Origin of the sequence: Nocardia sp. NPDC049707 (assembly GCF_040674855.1) — a bacterium.
Lineage (GTDB): Bacteria > Actinomycetota > Actinomycetes > Mycobacteriales > Mycobacteriaceae > Nocardia.
The window spans coordinates 76008-90233 of the sequence record NZ_JBFANN010000033.1 but is presented as its reverse complement, the minus strand read 5'-3'; the positions used below and the strand labels follow the sequence as shown (position 1 = coordinate 90233).

At 66.4% G+C, this 14226-nt stretch carries 17 protein-coding genes; 6 read left to right on the top strand and 11 right to left on the bottom strand.

Annotated features, from left to right (window positions below; all coding sequences use genetic code 11):
• Positions 1-257: 257 nt before the first annotated feature.
• From rpmF to AB0J29_RS26040, 3 genes are read right to left on the bottom strand one after another with little or no spacing between them, the layout of a single operon-like run.
• Entirely contained in the window at positions 258-431 is a 174-nt protein-coding gene (gene rpmF, locus AB0J29_RS26050) for a 50S ribosomal protein L32 (protein ID WP_364791435.1), read from the bottom strand.
• 1 nt (position 432) lies between these two features.
• Positions 433-714: a type B 50S ribosomal protein L31 gene (locus AB0J29_RS26045; protein WP_364791432.1), complete on the bottom strand. Its 282-nt coding sequence runs from the start codon at positions 712-714 to the stop codon at positions 433-435.
• On the bottom strand, positions 711-2039 hold the full coding sequence (locus tag AB0J29_RS26040; protein WP_364791429.1) for a GTP-binding protein: 1329 nt from the start codon (positions 2037-2039) through the stop codon (positions 711-713). Before AB0J29_RS26040 ends, AB0J29_RS26045 begins: the two co-directional genes overlap by 4 nt.
• Positions 2040-2217: 178 nt before the next feature.
• Between AB0J29_RS26040 and rpmB the strand changes: the two genes are divergently transcribed.
• The 4 genes from rpmB to rpsR are packed head-to-tail and all read left to right on the top strand — an operon-like array spanning position 2218 to position 3264.
• Complete coding sequence (rpmB, locus tag AB0J29_RS26035; RefSeq protein WP_364791426.1) at positions 2218-2490, top strand: 50S ribosomal protein L28; 273 nt, start codon at positions 2218-2220, stop codon at positions 2488-2490.
• Between the two features lie 10 nt (positions 2491-2500).
• A complete protein-coding gene (gene rpmG, locus AB0J29_RS26030) occupies positions 2501-2671 on the top strand; it encodes a 50S ribosomal protein L33 (RefSeq protein WP_040695436.1) in 171 nt (56 codons plus the stop codon).
• Positions 2671-2976, top strand: a complete 306-nt coding sequence (gene rpsN, locus AB0J29_RS26025) for a 30S ribosomal protein S14 (RefSeq protein ID WP_364791422.1) — start codon at positions 2671-2673, stop codon at positions 2974-2976. Before rpmG ends, rpsN begins: the two co-directional genes overlap by 1 nt.
• 33 nt (positions 2977-3009) lie before the next feature.
• A complete protein-coding gene (rpsR, locus tag AB0J29_RS26020; protein ID WP_040695439.1) occupies positions 3010-3264 on the top strand; it encodes a 30S ribosomal protein S18 in 255 nt (84 codons plus the stop codon).
• Positions 3265-3364: 100 nt separating this feature from the next.
• Here rpsR and AB0J29_RS26015 read toward each other — a convergent pair whose 3' ends face one another.
• The gene (locus AB0J29_RS26015) at positions 3365-3937 is read right to left on the bottom strand and encodes a LysM peptidoglycan-binding domain-containing protein (RefSeq protein ID WP_364791418.1); all 573 of its coding nucleotides are present in this window, start codon (positions 3935-3937) and stop codon (positions 3365-3367) included.
• 259 nt (positions 3938-4196) lie between these two features.
• Between AB0J29_RS26015 and AB0J29_RS26010 the strand changes: the two genes are divergently transcribed.
• Positions 4197-4646 carry a hypothetical protein gene (locus tag AB0J29_RS26010; protein ID WP_364791444.1) on the top strand — a complete coding sequence of 150 codons (450 nt, stop codon included), beginning with the start codon at positions 4197-4199 and terminating at the stop codon, positions 4644-4646.
• Here the strand turns inward: AB0J29_RS26010 and AB0J29_RS26005 are convergent.
• The 5 genes from AB0J29_RS26005 to AB0J29_RS25985 form a co-directional block, all read right to left on the bottom strand.
• On the bottom strand, positions 4643-4795 hold the full coding sequence (locus tag AB0J29_RS26005; protein WP_364791415.1) for a hypothetical protein: 153 nt from the start codon (positions 4793-4795) through the stop codon (positions 4643-4645). The two genes, AB0J29_RS26010 and AB0J29_RS26005, sit on opposite strands and share 4 nt — an antisense overlap.
• 209 nt (positions 4796-5004) lie before the next feature.
• Positions 5005-6576 (bottom strand): bifunctional phosphoribosylaminoimidazolecarboxamide formyltransferase/IMP cyclohydrolase, encoded by a 1572-nt coding sequence (purH, locus tag AB0J29_RS26000; protein WP_364791412.1) that lies wholly within the window; start codon positions 6574-6576, stop codon positions 5005-5007.
• Positions 6573-7205: a phosphoribosylglycinamide formyltransferase gene (gene purN, locus AB0J29_RS25995; RefSeq protein WP_364791409.1), complete on the bottom strand. Its 633-nt coding sequence runs from the start codon at positions 7203-7205 to the stop codon at positions 6573-6575. The genes purH and purN overlap by 4 nt, the downstream gene beginning before the upstream one ends.
• 209 nt (positions 7206-7414) lie before the next feature.
• Complete coding sequence (locus tag AB0J29_RS25990; protein WP_364791406.1) at positions 7415-8968, bottom strand: DUF6350 family protein; 1554 nt, start codon at positions 8966-8968, stop codon at positions 7415-7417.
• Positions 8969-9051: 83 nt separating this feature from the next.
• A complete protein-coding gene (locus AB0J29_RS25985; protein ID WP_364791403.1) occupies positions 9052-10116 on the bottom strand; it encodes a DUF5336 domain-containing protein in 1065 nt (354 codons plus the stop codon).
• A gap of 494 nt (positions 10117-10610) precedes the next feature.
• Between AB0J29_RS25985 and AB0J29_RS25980 the strand changes: the two genes are divergently transcribed.
• Positions 10611-11555: an undecaprenyl-diphosphate phosphatase gene (locus AB0J29_RS25980; RefSeq protein ID WP_364791400.1), complete on the top strand. Its 945-nt coding sequence runs from the start codon at positions 10611-10613 to the stop codon at positions 11553-11555.
• 55 nt (positions 11556-11610) lie between these two features.
• On the opposite strand, the gene sucD is transcribed toward AB0J29_RS25980, so the two are convergent.
• Positions 11611-12525 carry a succinate--CoA ligase subunit alpha gene (gene sucD / locus AB0J29_RS25975; RefSeq protein ID WP_364791397.1) on the bottom strand — a complete coding sequence of 305 codons (915 nt, stop codon included), beginning with the start codon at positions 12523-12525 and terminating at the stop codon, positions 11611-11613.
• Between the two features lie 11 nt (positions 12526-12536).
• A complete protein-coding gene (sucC, locus tag AB0J29_RS25970; protein WP_364493549.1) occupies positions 12537-13703 on the bottom strand; it encodes an ADP-forming succinate--CoA ligase subunit beta in 1167 nt (388 codons plus the stop codon).
• Positions 13704-14226: the final 523 nt, after the last annotated feature.

Below are 14226 nucleotides of genomic sequence, written 5' to 3'. Positions count from 1 at the left end.
GTCGAGACTCGCGCCTGCGGCGCATGCGCTTCGACGACTCGGACGCGAGACGGGCCGCGAACGGGTCGCTCGTAAGACTCGCTCCGCGGTGGTCGGCGATGTGTGGAGTCTCAGCACTTGGAGCATGCCGGGGAAGAACGGCGCTGTGGCGCATGCATTTCGACGACTCGGCTGAGTCGATGAGCGGCGCCGTCGCACGGACGCGGGACGGGCCGCGAACGTCGCTCGTCAGATAGCTCTGCGGTGCTTACCTGAAGTCAAAGTCTCCGTGGATCAACGAGTCCGCGTTTGACCGCCTGCACCAGACGACGCGGCACCTTGTGTACAACCCCACCGACACTGACCGGCACCAGCTCCGGTGGGGTCGCCTTCCACTGCGAGCGGCGGCTGCGGGTATTCGACCGCGACAACCTGCGTTTGGGCACCGCCATGTCAGCCCTCCCCTCGTGAGGGCTGGGACGCGACCCGCGCTCGCTTGCCGTATTTGCGCTCGAACTTCTCCACCCGGCCCTGGGTATCCAGCACACGGTGCGCGCCGGTCCAGAACGGGTGCGAATCGGAGGTGACATCCACGACCAGCAGCGGGTAGGTGTTTCCGTCTGTCCACTCGACGGTGCGTGCGCTGGTGGCGGTGGATCGGGTCAGGAACCGCTTTCCTGTGCTCGAATCCTCGAACACCACCGGGTGGTAGTCCGGATGTATGCCGCTCTTCATTTCGCTTCTCCTCTCGGGCTTTTCGCCTGGCCGTCGATCGGCAGGCCGGTGGATTCGCCGGTCTCGCAGGGGTCGGCATGCCATTCGCCGAACGGGTCCGCCCACTGCGCGACCCGCTCGGGTGCGCGTTCCACCAGGCGCAGTTCGTCGTCCTCGACCAGCGCCCAGTGCAGGGCCTGACGAATCTCGGCCGGGTCCGCGTCATGGGCCAGGATGACCAGCGAAATATCGCGGTCGCCGAACTGCTCGTCCCAGCGCAGCGCGGCCATGGCCCGACGCGTGGGGTCGGCCTGTTCCCATTCGCTCGGGCTCATGGCGGCCAGCCACGGCCCCGCACCGCCGACGCGCAATCCGCCGCCCGCCGATTCCAGCCACACCACCTCGTTCGGCTGGGTGGCCAGCCACATCCGGCCGCGCGCGGTCACCACTCCGTCGAAGAGCACGTCGAGGGCCTCATGCAGGCGGGCCGGATGGAACGGGCGGTTCGCGGCGAATTCGATGAGGGCAACACCGCATTCGGCACCGAGCGGCGGCTGGCCGCGCAATAGCGGCGCGTGGGCATCGAAGACACGTCCGCGCCGCGAATGGGCCGGGATGCGCGCGAGCAATGCCTCGACATCGGCCGAGTCGAGCAGATCGATATCGTCGATCCAGGCCACCGGCGCCTCGGGCACGAGCCGGGAAAACACAGCGCCGAGTCGCGCACGATCGTTGGGATCGCCGGTATGACCGTGTGCCACAACGGCATCCGCGAAGCCGACCTGGCCGACCGCCACCTGAGCCACGGTCCGGTCGTCGTCGGTGGTAGCCAGTCCGCGCTCGGCCAGGGTGTCCTCGCCGGTGGCATCGGCCAACCACGTTCGCGCGTCCACACAGGCGAGTACCGCCTCGACCCGCACATCACGGCCGGCCGGGCCGTCGACGCGACCGACCACGCCGGTGACGGCGATACTTTCGATCGCCTGGCACACCGCTTCCGCCTCGAAGGCCGGATCCAGTTCCAGCACAATGCGATCCACCGAATCACGGGCGGCGAGCCTGCACAGCAGGGGCAGCAGATCGATGCGCAGGGTGCACGAGACGCAGCCGTGCGCCAATTCGAGCACGGTGCAGCTCTCCTGCTCGCCGATGCGCACCGTGCGATGCACGATGCCCTCGCCGAGTCCGCTCAGGTCGTGGCGGATGGTGACGGTGCCCGGCGTCTCGCGCAGCGTGGCGGCCAGTCGAGCCACACTCGCCGCGGCCGCTCCCGAACATCCGGTGGCCACCACGACGGGCGTTCTCCGGTCGGACTGCCTCCCGGGCGGGAGTAGGGCGGGTTCCACGGGCGCTCCCTTTCGATATCCAATTCGGCATGAGCGGAGGCCCTACCTGGTTACGCAGACCGCATCCTCCGGGCCCGATCCACTCATACCGGAAACGATTTTCATTTGCTGTCGAGCAACGGTACATTGTCGAGCAGCCGTTGTCGAAAATGATTTTCAAAAACTGAAAGGAGTCCGCATGTCGGCCCACTGCCAGGTCACCGGGCGCAAGCCGGGATTCGGCAAGTCCGTATCGCACTCGCACAAGCGGACGAGCCGGCGCTGGAATCCCAATATCCAGCGCAAGACCTATTACCTGCCCAGCGAGGACCGTCGCATCACGGTGCATGTCTGCGCGAAGGGCATCAAGACCATCGACCGGGACGGGATCGAGGCCGTGGTGGCGCGCATCCGCGCGAGCGAAGCGAAGCGGTCCACGAAACACAGCCGGGCCCGCGGCAACAAGATCTGACGGGAGCACCATGGCCTCGAAATCGACCGAGATCCGGCCGATCATCAAGCTGAAATCCACTGCGGGAACGGGATATACGTACGTCACGCGAAAGAACCGGCGCAACGATCCGGACCGGATGGTGTTGCGCAAATACGATCCGGTGGTGCGCAGGCACGTCGACTTCCGCGAGGAGCGCTGATGGCCAAGAAGTCGAAGATCGCCCGCAATGAGCAGCGCAAGGAGATCGTCGCCCGCCATGCTGCGCGGCGTGCGGAACTCAAGGAGATGATCCGCAAGCCGACCACATCCGAGGAAGACCGCGCCGCGGCACAGTCGGCGCTACAGCGGCTGCCCCGCGATGCCAGTCCGGTACGATTACGTAATCGGGACGCTGCGGACGGACGACCGCGCGGTCATCTCCGGAAGTTCGGACTCTCCCGCGTACGTGTGCGCGAGATGGCCCATCGGGGTGAACTCCCCGGTGTGCACAAATCGAGCTGGTAGACAACCACTGATCTCGAGAAGGAAACCCGTCATATGGCAGTCAAGCGAGCACCCTCGAAGAAGGTTCGCGCCGAGCAAGCCCGCCGCCCGAAGAAGAACCCGCTGATCGCGGCGGGCGTCGAGACGGTCGATTACAAGGACGTCAACCTGCTGCGCACCTTCATCTCCGACCGCGGCAAGATCCGCAGCCGACGGGTCACCGGGCTCACCCCGCAACAGCAGCGCCAGGTCGCCGTCGCGGTGAAGAACGCCCGCGAGATGGCACTTTTGCCGTTCACCAGCCGGTAGACACCGACGTACCAGGGCCCCGAAGCCGAATCCATATCGGCTTCGGGGCCCTTTGCCGTTGGACGACTATCCGAGTGTCACGACACGGCTGCGGTGCATATCACGGGATGGTGAGTACCTGACCGGGGTTGATGACGTCCGGGTTGTCGATTCCGCTGGCGTCGGCGATCTCCTGGTAGCGGTTGCCGTCGCCGTAGAAGCGTTCGGCGATCGCCCACAGGGTGTCGCCCGGCTCGACCGTGTAGGTCTGCGCGGCCGGCGGCGGAGGCGGAACCTCTTCGGCAGCGGGTGCGGCGACCTCTTCGGCAACCGGCTCGGGCTCCGGTGCGGGCAGCGGGCTGTCGGTATGGGTCTCCGACGCCCACAGCGCGCTGCCGTCCGTGCCGTACAGCACCACATTGCGGTCGGCCTGCACGGTCAGCCGGTCAGCCTCCCGGCCGTTGGTCTCGGAGGCCCAGGCGGCACCCTCACTCTTGTAGAGCACGAAGTTGCCATCCTCTTGCAGGATGGCCCGCTCGACACCTTGATCGTGAGTCAAGGTGGACCACACGACATTTCCATCCGGTTCCGACAGCACCAGATTGCCGTCGGCCTGCAGAGTCAGGGTGTACGCACCGCCGACCAGAGACTGGCCGAGCCGGAGTTCTTCACCAACGCGCAGCGTGTCGCCCACGTTCTTCCTTTCACCTATTTACTGTGCCAAGCATTCGACTCGATGCGCGCCGCGAACTTATTGGCGCGCATCGGCCCCGAGGCTACTGTGCGAGCAGGCGGTGCGCAGGTATTACGCGCGGGCTTAGCCAAAAGTTCACTATGTGGGCTTCATCGCTCTATCATCTTGCCGCACAAACTGAGGCGTCGGCTCTCCTGGTTTGCTGGCCGTCAAGTCTTGCCGCATCGGCGCGTCGATTAGGGTAGTCGGCATGTATCGGATGTCGCGCGTTCGGCCCGCCGCAGTCATCGTCGCATTGTTCGTCAGCCTGGCCGTCACGGCTTGCGGTGGCTCCGATAACGATGGGACACAAGGGAAAACAACGACAAGCAGTGCGGCGAAGAGTACGCCCACCGAGGGGTCACCCGCCGACGCGGGCCGGGCATTCGTCGCCGATCCGACGATCGTTGGCGCGCATCCGATTCCGTTCACGTCCTGGTCACGGGTGGCCGATAATCGGATCGCCGTCAACTTCGAGACCGGATCACCGGAGTGCTACGGCGTGGATGCCAGCGTGACCGAGACCGATTCGACGGTCACCGTGGAACTCCGATCGGGTACCCGCGCCGATGCCGTCGGCCGAATGTGCACCATGATCGCGGTTTTCGGCACCCTCGAGGTGCCACTGAAGGCGCCGCTCGGCAGCCGACAGGTCCTCAGCGCGGTCTAGAGTTCGGCGATCGCTTCCGAGCGGGCGGCGAACTCGACGTAGGTTGTGGGTTTGGCTGGGCCCCAGGGCTTTTGCGCCTCGGTCAGCATGTGTGAGCCGGCCGCCAGATCTACCGCGGCGGCGCGCAGCCGGTCCAGGGTGTACACCACTCACGCACGTGCGCCGAGCCGGAACCCGACCCCGCCGGGTGTCGAGCTCTGCACCGACGGAACCGTCAGCGGTGCGGCCTGTTTGCACGAGTCGGCGTACCGGCCACGCTACGAAAGTTGCCCTGCGCTGCCCCGCAGTTCGCCGCGGCGAGGCGTATGACATGCAGAACGGGCGGGAGCCGATGGCGCCCGCCCGTCGCAGCGGCAAGTCAGTGCGCGAAGTGGCGAGAGCCCGTGAGGTACAGGGTGACTCCCGCCTCGCGGGCCAGGTCGATGGTGTCCTGGTCGCGGACCGAACCGCCGGGCTGCACAATTGCCCGGACGCCGGCCTGGATGAGCTGCTGCGGACCGTCGGAGAACGGGAAGAACGCATCCGATGCGGCGACCGACCCCTTGGCGCGGTCGCCGGCGCGCTGCACCGCGAGACCGACCGCGTCGACCCGGTTGACCTGGCCCATACCGACGCCGACCGAGGCGCCGTCGTTGGCGAGCAGAATCGCGTTGGACTTCACGGAACGGCAGGCGCGCCAAGCGAATTCGAGATCGGCGAGGGTTTCCGCATCGGCCGCCGCACCGGCCACCAGGGTCCAGTTCTCCGGGTTGTCGCCCGGAGCATCGAGGATATCGCGGCTCTGCAGCAGTGCGCCGCCGCTGATCGGGCGCAGCTCCGCACCGGCGCGGCGCGGCGGCTCGGCGACCAGGATGCGCACATTCTTCTTGCGCTGCAAAACCTCGACGGCGCCATCGGCATAGGACGGCGCGACGATCACCTCGGTGAAGATCTCGGCGACCTGCTCGGCCATTTCCACGGTGATCTCGCCATTGGCCGCGATCACGCCGCCGTAGGCGCTCACCGGATCACATGCATGCGCCTTGCGATGCGCCTCGGCGAGGTCCGCGCCGACAGCGATACCGCAGGGGTTGGCGTGCTTGATGATCGCGACCGCCGGCGCCGAATGGTCGTAGGCGGCGCGCCAGGCGGCATCGGCGTCGGTGTAGTTGTTGTACGACATTTCCTTGCCGTGCAACTGCTTCGCCTGCGCCAGACCCCGGCTGCCGTCATGGGTGTACAACGCGGCGGTCTGATGTGGGTTCTCGCCGTAGCGCAGCACCGAGGCGCGTTCCCAGGAGCCGCCGATCCAATTCGGGAACTGCTGCGCGGCAGCCTCATTCGGCTCGGTGGCTGGGGCGAGCACGCTGGTCATCCAGCCCGCGACCGCGACGTCATAGCTTGCGGTGTGCTGAAATGCCTTGGCCGCCAACGCAGTCCGCTCGGCCAGGGTGAAGCCGCCACCGCGCACCGCGGCGAGCACATCGTCGTAGTCGCCGCTGTCGACGACCACCGCGACCGACGGATGGTTCTTGGCGGCGGCGCGCACCATGGACGGACCGCCGATATCGATCTGCTCGACGCATTCGTCATTGCTCGCACCGCTGGCCACAGTCTGGGTGAACGGGTACAGATTCACCACCACGAGCTGGAATGCCTCGACGCCGAGTTCGACCAGCTGGTCGACGTGTTCGGCCTTGCGGGTATCGGCGAGGATGCCCGCGTGCACCCGCGGGTGCAGGGTCTTCACCCGGCCGTCCAGGGTCTCTGGGAATCCGGTCAGATCCTCGACCTTGGTCACCGGAATGCCCGCGTCGGCGATCTTGCCCGCGGTCGATCCGGTGGAGACCAATTCGACACCGGCGGCGTTCAGCCCGGTCGCGAGCTCGACGAGCCCCGTCTTGTCGTAGACGCTGATCAGCGCCCTGCGAATCCCCTTACGATCACTCACCGAAGTACCCGCTCATCTGGAATTACTGCCTTTCGTCCGTCGGAGACAATGCCTCTGGTGGCGACGGCGGCGACAACCTCCGCCAGCAACCGTCGCTCGACAACCTTGATGCGTTCGTGCAGCGTGGCCTCGTCGTCATCGTCGAGCACCGGCACCGCCTCCTGTGCCAGGATCGGTCCGGTATCGATGCCGGAATCGACCAAGTGCACGGTCGAACCGGTGACCTTCACCCCGTAGGCGAGTGCGTCGCGGACCCCGTGCGCGCCGGGAAATGCGGGCAGCAGCGCGGGGTGGGTATTGATGATCCGGCCGCCGTAGCGGGCCAAGAAGACCGGGCCGAGGATCTTCATGAATCCGGCCGAGACCACCAGATCGGGTTCGTAGGCGGCGACCGCATCGGTCAGCGCGACATCCCATGCTGCGCGATCGGGGAAGTCCTTCACCGCCATCCGGAAGGATGGAATCCCCGCGGCGGCCGCGTGTTCGGTAGCCTGGCAAACGCGGTCGACCCCGACGGCGACGACGGTCGCCGGATACTCCGAAGCGGCGGCGGCCTCGATGAGGGCGCGCAGCAGTGAACCGGTGCCAGAGGCCAGTACGACAACGGTTGCCGGGACCGCCGTTGGCACCCATGGGGCATTGGAAGACGCCTGAGGGATGGCAACCGGCGAAGCCGGCGGGGTGGGCAAGCGCCGGGGGACGGCAGCCGACGGAGTCGGCGGGGTGGGCAAACGCCGGGGGACGGCAGCCGACGGAGTCGGCGGGGTGGGCAAACTCAGCGGTCTACTCCTGCGGTTCGGTCGAGTGGCGGCGGCGGTACGACGCCGCCAGGTAGAGCCTAACGACCGTCCACCCGGTCACTTTCCGGCAGGTCCGCCTCGACCACTTCGGCATCGACGATGTCGGGGACGGTATCGCTGCCCCGGGCGCCCGAGGTGGCGATGGCGGTCTGCTCCTCGACCAGTTCGCCGTCGAGTTCCACGTCGAAGTGGGGACCGTCGTAGTCCTGGTATTCGTCCTCGTATTCATTGTCGTATTCGTCGTAGTGATCGTCCTCGTAGTGAGCGTCGTCATGATCACTGTCGTCGTAATAGTCGTCGTCGTAATCGACGTACTCGTCGTCGTACCCGGTCACCGGCACGCCGATCGGAACGACGAACCAGCGCGCGAACATCAGACCGGCATATCCGGCTACGGCCAACCAGCCGAAGGTCACCAGCGCGAAGATCGGCAGGTCGAAACCGAACTGTCCGAACGTCCCGAGGCCACCGCCGGCGACCGCACCGAGCACCATCAACACCACGGTCGCCAGCCCGGCCGAGGTCAGCGTCGCCCACGGGGCGGCCGCCCGGTCGTGGGAGGTCCGTCCGATATCGAGTCCACCGAGCACGCCCACCGCGGCCGGAATCAGCAGCAGCACCGGCCACCAGCCCGACGCGGGTCCGGTCGGCACCGCCGCCATGAGCGGAATGGCCGGAATCGGGCCACCGACAACGGAAAACAGTCCGATCGACGCATCCCCGAACTGCGCGCCGGAGCCGACGAGCACACCGACCGTCGCGACCACCACATTCGGCAGATACGCCACCGAGAGCAGGATCAGCCCGAGCACACCCGCCGCATTGCCAGCGGCATGAAAGGTGTCACCGATGCGCGACCACTGCATGAGGAAGGACACGATGACGACCGCAGTGGCGCAGACCAGCAGTCGCACCACCGTCCGGCCCGCGCCGAACGTGCCCGCGATCGCCCAGTCCGGCAATCGCAGCAGCATGAGAAGCCGACGCCGGTGCCGACTCGCGATGCCACCGACTGCGGCGACCACATGCACGCCGCCGACCCAGGCGAAGGCGGCGAGCGTATTCGGCGGCTGCAATGCGACTACATTGGAGGCGTCCTCGGCGACCGCCAGGCAGACGGCCGTCACCAGTAGCGGTCCGGCCAGAGCCGCGCCGACGAGCCAGCCGAGATCTGCGCGCGAACTGTCCGGTTCGACCGCTTGGGCACAATCCCGGCCGGTCAGCCAGACCAGCAGTCCGGTGGGCAGCAGCGGTAAGAGTTCGAGTGAGGTTTTGCCGATCACCAGCGGAACCTGATGCGCGGCAAGCCAACCCGCGGCGATCGCACCTGAAGTACCGGCCAGGCCGCTGCCCGAGGACAACAGCGCGGCAAGCATGAGAACGATGACGGCGACGAGCGCATAGGTCGTCGGCCTGGCGGCGACCAGGAGCAGCACGCGAGCGCGCTCAGGGGTCAGCGACAGAAATCCGGCCTCGTCGAAACCGTCCGCGGATGCGCGTGGCGACGTCGATCGGTCGCTGCGCGCCGAACGTTCCGGCCCGCCGCGGGACTCGGCGGCCCGGCGCACAAGAGAGGATCTCGAGGAGCTCATGGACATTCAGCGTGGCAGCTCCCCCGGCGCAAGCGGGTCAGGCGCGCCGACCCGGTCTGGGGCGCGCCGGGAGAGCCGACGAACTACTTGTTCTCGTCCGACGGACGGAATACGTGCGTGGCGTCGGCGGATGGGTCCGAACCGGTTTCACCGCCGAACGGCTGGTTCTGCTGACCCTGGCCGAAACCCGGTGTGCCGTACTGCTGTCCGGACTGCGGGGTCCCGAAGTGCTGGGTGGCATTCTCATCCGGGCGCGGCTGCGCGGCAGGCGAAGCACCGTAGGGCGAACCCTGCTGTGCCGCACCGTATCCGGGCTGCTGACCATAGGCGGGCGGCTGCTGGCCGTAGGACGGCTGCTGGCCATAGGGCGGTTGCTGGCCCTGACCGTAGACCGGCTGGCTCGGCTGGCTCTGGCCGTAGGGCTGCTGCGACTGGTACTGCGGAGCGCCCTGGCCGAACTGTCCCGGCTGGCCCTGACCGAACTGTCCCGGCTGACCCTGACCGAACTGACCTGGCTGACCCTGACCGAACTGACCCGGCTGACCCTGACCGAACGCTCCCTGCTGACCGTAGCCGCCGCCGCCGAAACCGCTCGGCGGGGCCTGCGGAGTGGCGGGCTTGGGCGCGGGCGGAGTCAGGATGCCAGCGTCGAACAGCGTCGCGGCAACCGCGATGGCCGTCTGCACGAAGGCCAGTAATAGCAGCACGTAGGCGCCCCACTTCAGCTCGACATCCAGATCGTCGGGCGTGGTGAAGGACAGGAACAGCGTGCCGAGGAAGCCGGCGGCCGATGCCGCGGCCGCGGCGCCGGTCCAATTCTGCTTGGGCAGCAACGAAAGTCCGGCGAGCAGGCCGCCGAGCAGCAGGATCGCCAGCAGTCCCGCCCCGCCGAAGTACTGGAAGAGGCTGATCGTGTCGTTACCTTCGACCGTGACACCGCGGCCCAGATCCCGCGGCTTCTGACCGAAGAACGGGAGGAAGCCGAGCAGGAAGTTGATCACACCGAGCGCGGCGACGCCGACCACCAGGAAGTACGGCAGCCCCTTGGCGCTGGACTCGGTGCCGGTGCCAGCCGACTGGCCGGAGCTGGCAGGTGCAGGCGGCGTCGCGGGTGCGTTGTACCCGGAGCCCCCGGTCGGGTATGACATGGTCGTCGTCTCCTAGGTCGAGTCGGACGTCTGGACGGCTGGATCTCTCCCTGACGCTACTGCACTCGCTGGCCCAGGTCACCCTCGAGCAACCGGCCCGGCGCCGGGAAAACTGCGTCTACGCTGGTCCTGCGTGATCTGTGCCGACCGATAACAATTCTGTGCTACCACCCCTGATGGGAACGCGAATCCCCGCGGTGTGAGCGGAGCTCACCATCGAGCACAGCGGTAGCACGTCCTCGGCTCGGGCCAGCGGGGCAGTTCGACGAAGGCGACCGGGCGGCCGGAGTTGGCGGCGCGGGTGGGTTCGGCTGTGCGGCGGGATTTGCCGCTGCCCGCGGCGCCGACCAGAGTGGCCGCGACGGCAGCAATTCGACGGACGTGGCGGCGCCCCCTGCCGACTGAAACTCCAACGGCGCCAAGCATTTCAAAAAGGACACAGGTCTGTTTCAGGGCGGTGTCGTGGCGGGTTGGGCGTGCCAAGCTGTCAGGCGATGCTCACGTACACCCAAGCCGTTGTGATCGGCGCATTGCAAGGCATAACCGAACTGTTCCCGATTTCCAGCCTGGGTCATTCCGTTTTGGTGCCCGCATGGCTGGGTGGGTCCTGGAGCGATCTGGTCACCCAAGGTGATTCCGATTCCGGCACACCGTATCTCGCCCTTGTGGTCGGACTGCATGTGGCGACCGCGATCGCACTGCTGGTGTTCTATCGGCGCGACTGGGTCGAGATCGTGGTCGGCCTGCTCACCACACTGCGCACCCGGCGGATCGAGACCTCCGCCCAGCGCTTGGCTTGGCTGGTGCTGCTGGCGACCGTGCCGGTCGGTGTGCTCGGTTTGCTGCTGGAACATCCGCTGCGTACTTTGTTCGCGAAACCCCTCGCGGCGGGCCTGTTCCTGACGCTGAATGGAATTGTGCTGGTCACCGGTGAGGTGCTGCGCCGGCGCAGCCAGCCGACGCTATCCGATTACGGCCACCGCTTCGCCGAGGCCGAGGCGCGGGCCAAGGCGATCGAAGAGGGATATTTCGTCGCGACGGCGGAGGAAGAGCCGATCGGCCTCGGCGATCTGCCGATCAAGGATGTGTTGATCATCGGTGTCTCGCAGACCGGCGCACTGTTCGCGGGCATCAGCCGCTCCGGCATGACAATGGTCGGCGGCCTGCTGCGCGGTTTGGACCATGAGGACGCGGCGAAATTCGCCTTCCTGCTCGCCACTCCGGTCATTCTGGCCGCGGGTGTGCTCGAGCTGCCGACGCTGGCCGGTCCGCAGGGTGACGGCATCCTCGGTCAGGTGCTGGTCGGATCGATCGTCGCGGGCGGCGCGGCGTATCTGGCGGTCCGCTTCCTGGAGCGCTACTTCAGATCGAATTCACTGCTGCCGTTCGCGGTATACAGCCTCGTGTTCGGTATCGCTTCGGTAGTCCACTTCTTCTGAATATGACGAAGGCCGCCACCCCGATTGGGCCGGCGGCCTTCGCGTAGTCCGCGAATCAGGCGGTGACGCTTGCCTTCTCCAGGATCTCCCGTGCCAGCGCGGCGGTCTCGGACGGCGTCTTGCCGACCTTCACACCGGCGGCCTCGAGCGCATCCTTCTTCGCCTGGGCGGTACCGGCCGAACCGGACACGATGGCGCCCGCGTGGCCCATGGTCTTGCCCTCGGGGGCGGTGAAGCCCGCGACGTAGCCGACGACCGGCTTGGTGACATTGGCCTTGATGTAGGCCGCGGCCCGCTCCTCGGCGTCGCCGCCGATCTCACCGATCATCACGATCAGCTTGGTCTCGGGATCCTTCTCGAACGCCTCGATGGCGTCGATGTGGGTGGTCCCGATGACCGGGTCGCCGCCGATGCCGATGGCGGTGGAGAAACCGAAGTCACGCAGCTCGTACATCATCTGGTAGGTCAGGGTGCCGGACTTCGACACCAGGCCGACCGGGCCCTTGCCGGTGATGTTGGCCGGGGTGATGCCGACCAGCGCCTCGCCGGGGGTGATGATGCCGGGGCAGTTCGGGCCGATGATCCGGGTCTTGTTGCCCTTCTCCACGTTGTAGGCCCACGCGTAGGCGGTGTCCTGCACCGGAATGCCCTCGGTGATGACCACGAGCAGCGGGATCTCCGCGTCGATGGCCTCGATGATGGCGTCCTTCGAGAACTTCGGCGGCACGAACGCGATCGACACATCGGCGCCGGTCGCCTTGATGGCCTCTTCGACGGTGCCGAAGACCGGCAGCTCGATCGCGTTGCCGTCCTTGTCGGTGTGCGCGACGGTGGTGCCCGCCTTGCGCGCGTTGACGCCGCCAACGACCTGGGTGCCGGCCTTGAGCATCAGCGCGGTGTGCTTGGTGCCCTCGCCGCCGGTGATGCCCTGGACGATGACCTTGGAATCCTTGTTAAGGAAGATAGACATTTCCGGTTTCCTTACTTGGCCGCTGCCAGTTCGGCGGCCTTGTCGGCGCCTTCGTCCATTGTCTGCGCGAGTGTGATCAGCGGATGCGCGGCATCAACGAGAATCTTGCGCCCCTCGTCCACCTTGTTGCCGTCGAGCCGGACAATCAGCGGCTTGTTCGCCTCGGCGCCAAGGATTTCCAGTGCCTTCACGATGCCGTTGGCGACCGCGTCACAGGCGGTGATACCACCGAAAACATTGACGAACACGCTCTTGACCTGGGCATCACCCAGGATGACATCGAGGCCGGCGGCCATGACTTCGGCCGAGGCGCCACCACCGATGTCGAGGAAGTTGGCGGGCTTGACGCCGCCGTGGTTCTCGCCCGCGTAGGCGACCACGTCGAGGGTGGACATCACCAGACCCGCACCATTGCCGATAATGCCGACCTCACCGTCGAGCTTGACGTAGTTGAGGTCGTTCTCCTTGGCCTTGAGCTCCAGCGGATCGGTTGCGTCCTTGTCCGCGAACGCCTCGTGGTCCGGGTGCCGGAATTCGGCGTTCTCGTCCAGGGTGACCTTGCCGTCGAGCGCGAGGATCTCGTTGTCGGGGGTGCGAACCAGCGGGTTGACCTCCACCAGGGTGGCGTCCTCGCCGATGAACACCTCCCAGAGCTTCTGGATGGTCACGGCCGCGGCGTCCAGCACGTCGGCGGGGAGGTGGCCCTGCTCGGCGATCGAACGGGCGAATGCGAGGTCGACACCCTTGACGGCGTCGACGGGCACCTTGGCGAGGCGCTCGGGCTTGGTCGCGGCGACCTCTTCGATCTCCATACCACCTTCGACCGAGCACATGGCCAGGTAGGTGCGGTTGGAGCGGTCGAGCAGGAAGGAGATGTAGTACTCCTCCGCGATGTCCTTGGCTTCGGCGACCAGGATCTTCTTGGTGATGTGGCCCTTGATATCCAGGCCGATGATGTTCTGCGCGTGTGTGAACGCGTCGTCCGCGGTGGCGGCGAACTTGACACCACCGGCCTTGCCGCGGCCACCGGCCTTGACCTGGGCCTTGATCATCACCGGCTTGCCGATTTCCGCCGCGATGGCGCGGGCATCCTCGGCCGTGTCCGTGACGCGGCCCTCGGACGAAGGTACTCCGTGCTTAACGAAGAGCTCCTTCGCCTGATATTCGAAGAGATCCATGTATTCACCGTCTCGTCTGCGTTGTGATAACAACGTCTTTGTTGGCGGCCCGACGTCGGAAGCGGGTCGGGTCGGACTTTAACCAGTCACATGGAGGGCCCAAGCGGCCACGTTCATCCTAAGTGGCGCAGGTCACGAGGTGCCGCCCAGGGCGGGAAAACGCCTGGCCAAGACTACTCGCCAGTAGGTTGCCGGCGGCGCGCCAGGTAGAGAGGCCGAACCGGTTGACCGACGGCCTTTCGCTACGGTTCGTCGTCGCCCGGACTTACGCGCGTGCCCCGATCGCAGTGAGATATTCCGGTGCGTTACCGTGATCAATCTCACATGTTCGGATTGATCGCACGTAGCGCTTGCGGATCCCGCAATCGTTTCGTTACCGTCATTGCGGTCGATGTCACAGCACGGTCACGACTAGGAGGACGGCAAGCTTGACCCAGCACAGCACTCCGCAGACGGAGAGCCGTCCCTTAACAACACCTCTGATCAGGCAGTTCGATACCGTGATCTCTCGTTCGACGATGTG

Coding starts and splice junctions, on each gene's coding strand:
- rpmF (WP_364791435.1), bottom strand. CDS start 431: ATGGCGGTGCCCAAACGCAGGTTGTCGCGGTCGAATACCCGCAGCCGC.
- AB0J29_RS26045 (WP_364791432.1), bottom strand. CDS start 714: ATGAAGAGCGGCATACATCCGGACTACCACCCGGTGGTGTTCGAGGAT.
- rpmB (WP_364791426.1), top strand. CDS start 2,218: ATGTCGGCCCACTGCCAGGTCACCGGGCGCAAGCCGGGATTCGGCAAG.
- rpmG (WP_040695436.1), top strand. CDS start 2,501: ATGGCCTCGAAATCGACCGAGATCCGGCCGATCATCAAGCTGAAATCC.
- rpsN (WP_364791422.1), top strand. CDS start 2,671: ATGGCCAAGAAGTCGAAGATCGCCCGCAATGAGCAGCGCAAGGAGATC.
- rpsR (WP_040695439.1), top strand. CDS start 3,010: ATGGCAGTCAAGCGAGCACCCTCGAAGAAGGTTCGCGCCGAGCAAGCC.
- AB0J29_RS26010 (WP_364791444.1), top strand. CDS start 4,197: ATGTCGCGCGTTCGGCCCGCCGCAGTCATCGTCGCATTGTTCGTCAGC.
- AB0J29_RS25990 (WP_364791406.1), bottom strand. CDS start 8,968: ATGAGCTCCTCGAGATCCTCTCTTGTGCGCCGGGCCGCCGAGTCCCGC.
- AB0J29_RS25985 (WP_364791403.1), bottom strand. CDS start 10,116: ATGTCATACCCGACCGGGGGCTCCGGGTACAACGCACCCGCGACGCCG.
- AB0J29_RS25980 (WP_364791400.1), top strand. CDS start 10,611: ATGCTCACGTACACCCAAGCCGTTGTGATCGGCGCATTGCAAGGCATA.
- sucD (WP_364791397.1), bottom strand. CDS start 12,525: ATGTCTATCTTCCTTAACAAGGATTCCAAGGTCATCGTCCAGGGCATC.
- sucC (WP_364493549.1), bottom strand. CDS start 13,703: ATGGATCTCTTCGAATATCAGGCGAAGGAGCTCTTCGTTAAGCACGGA.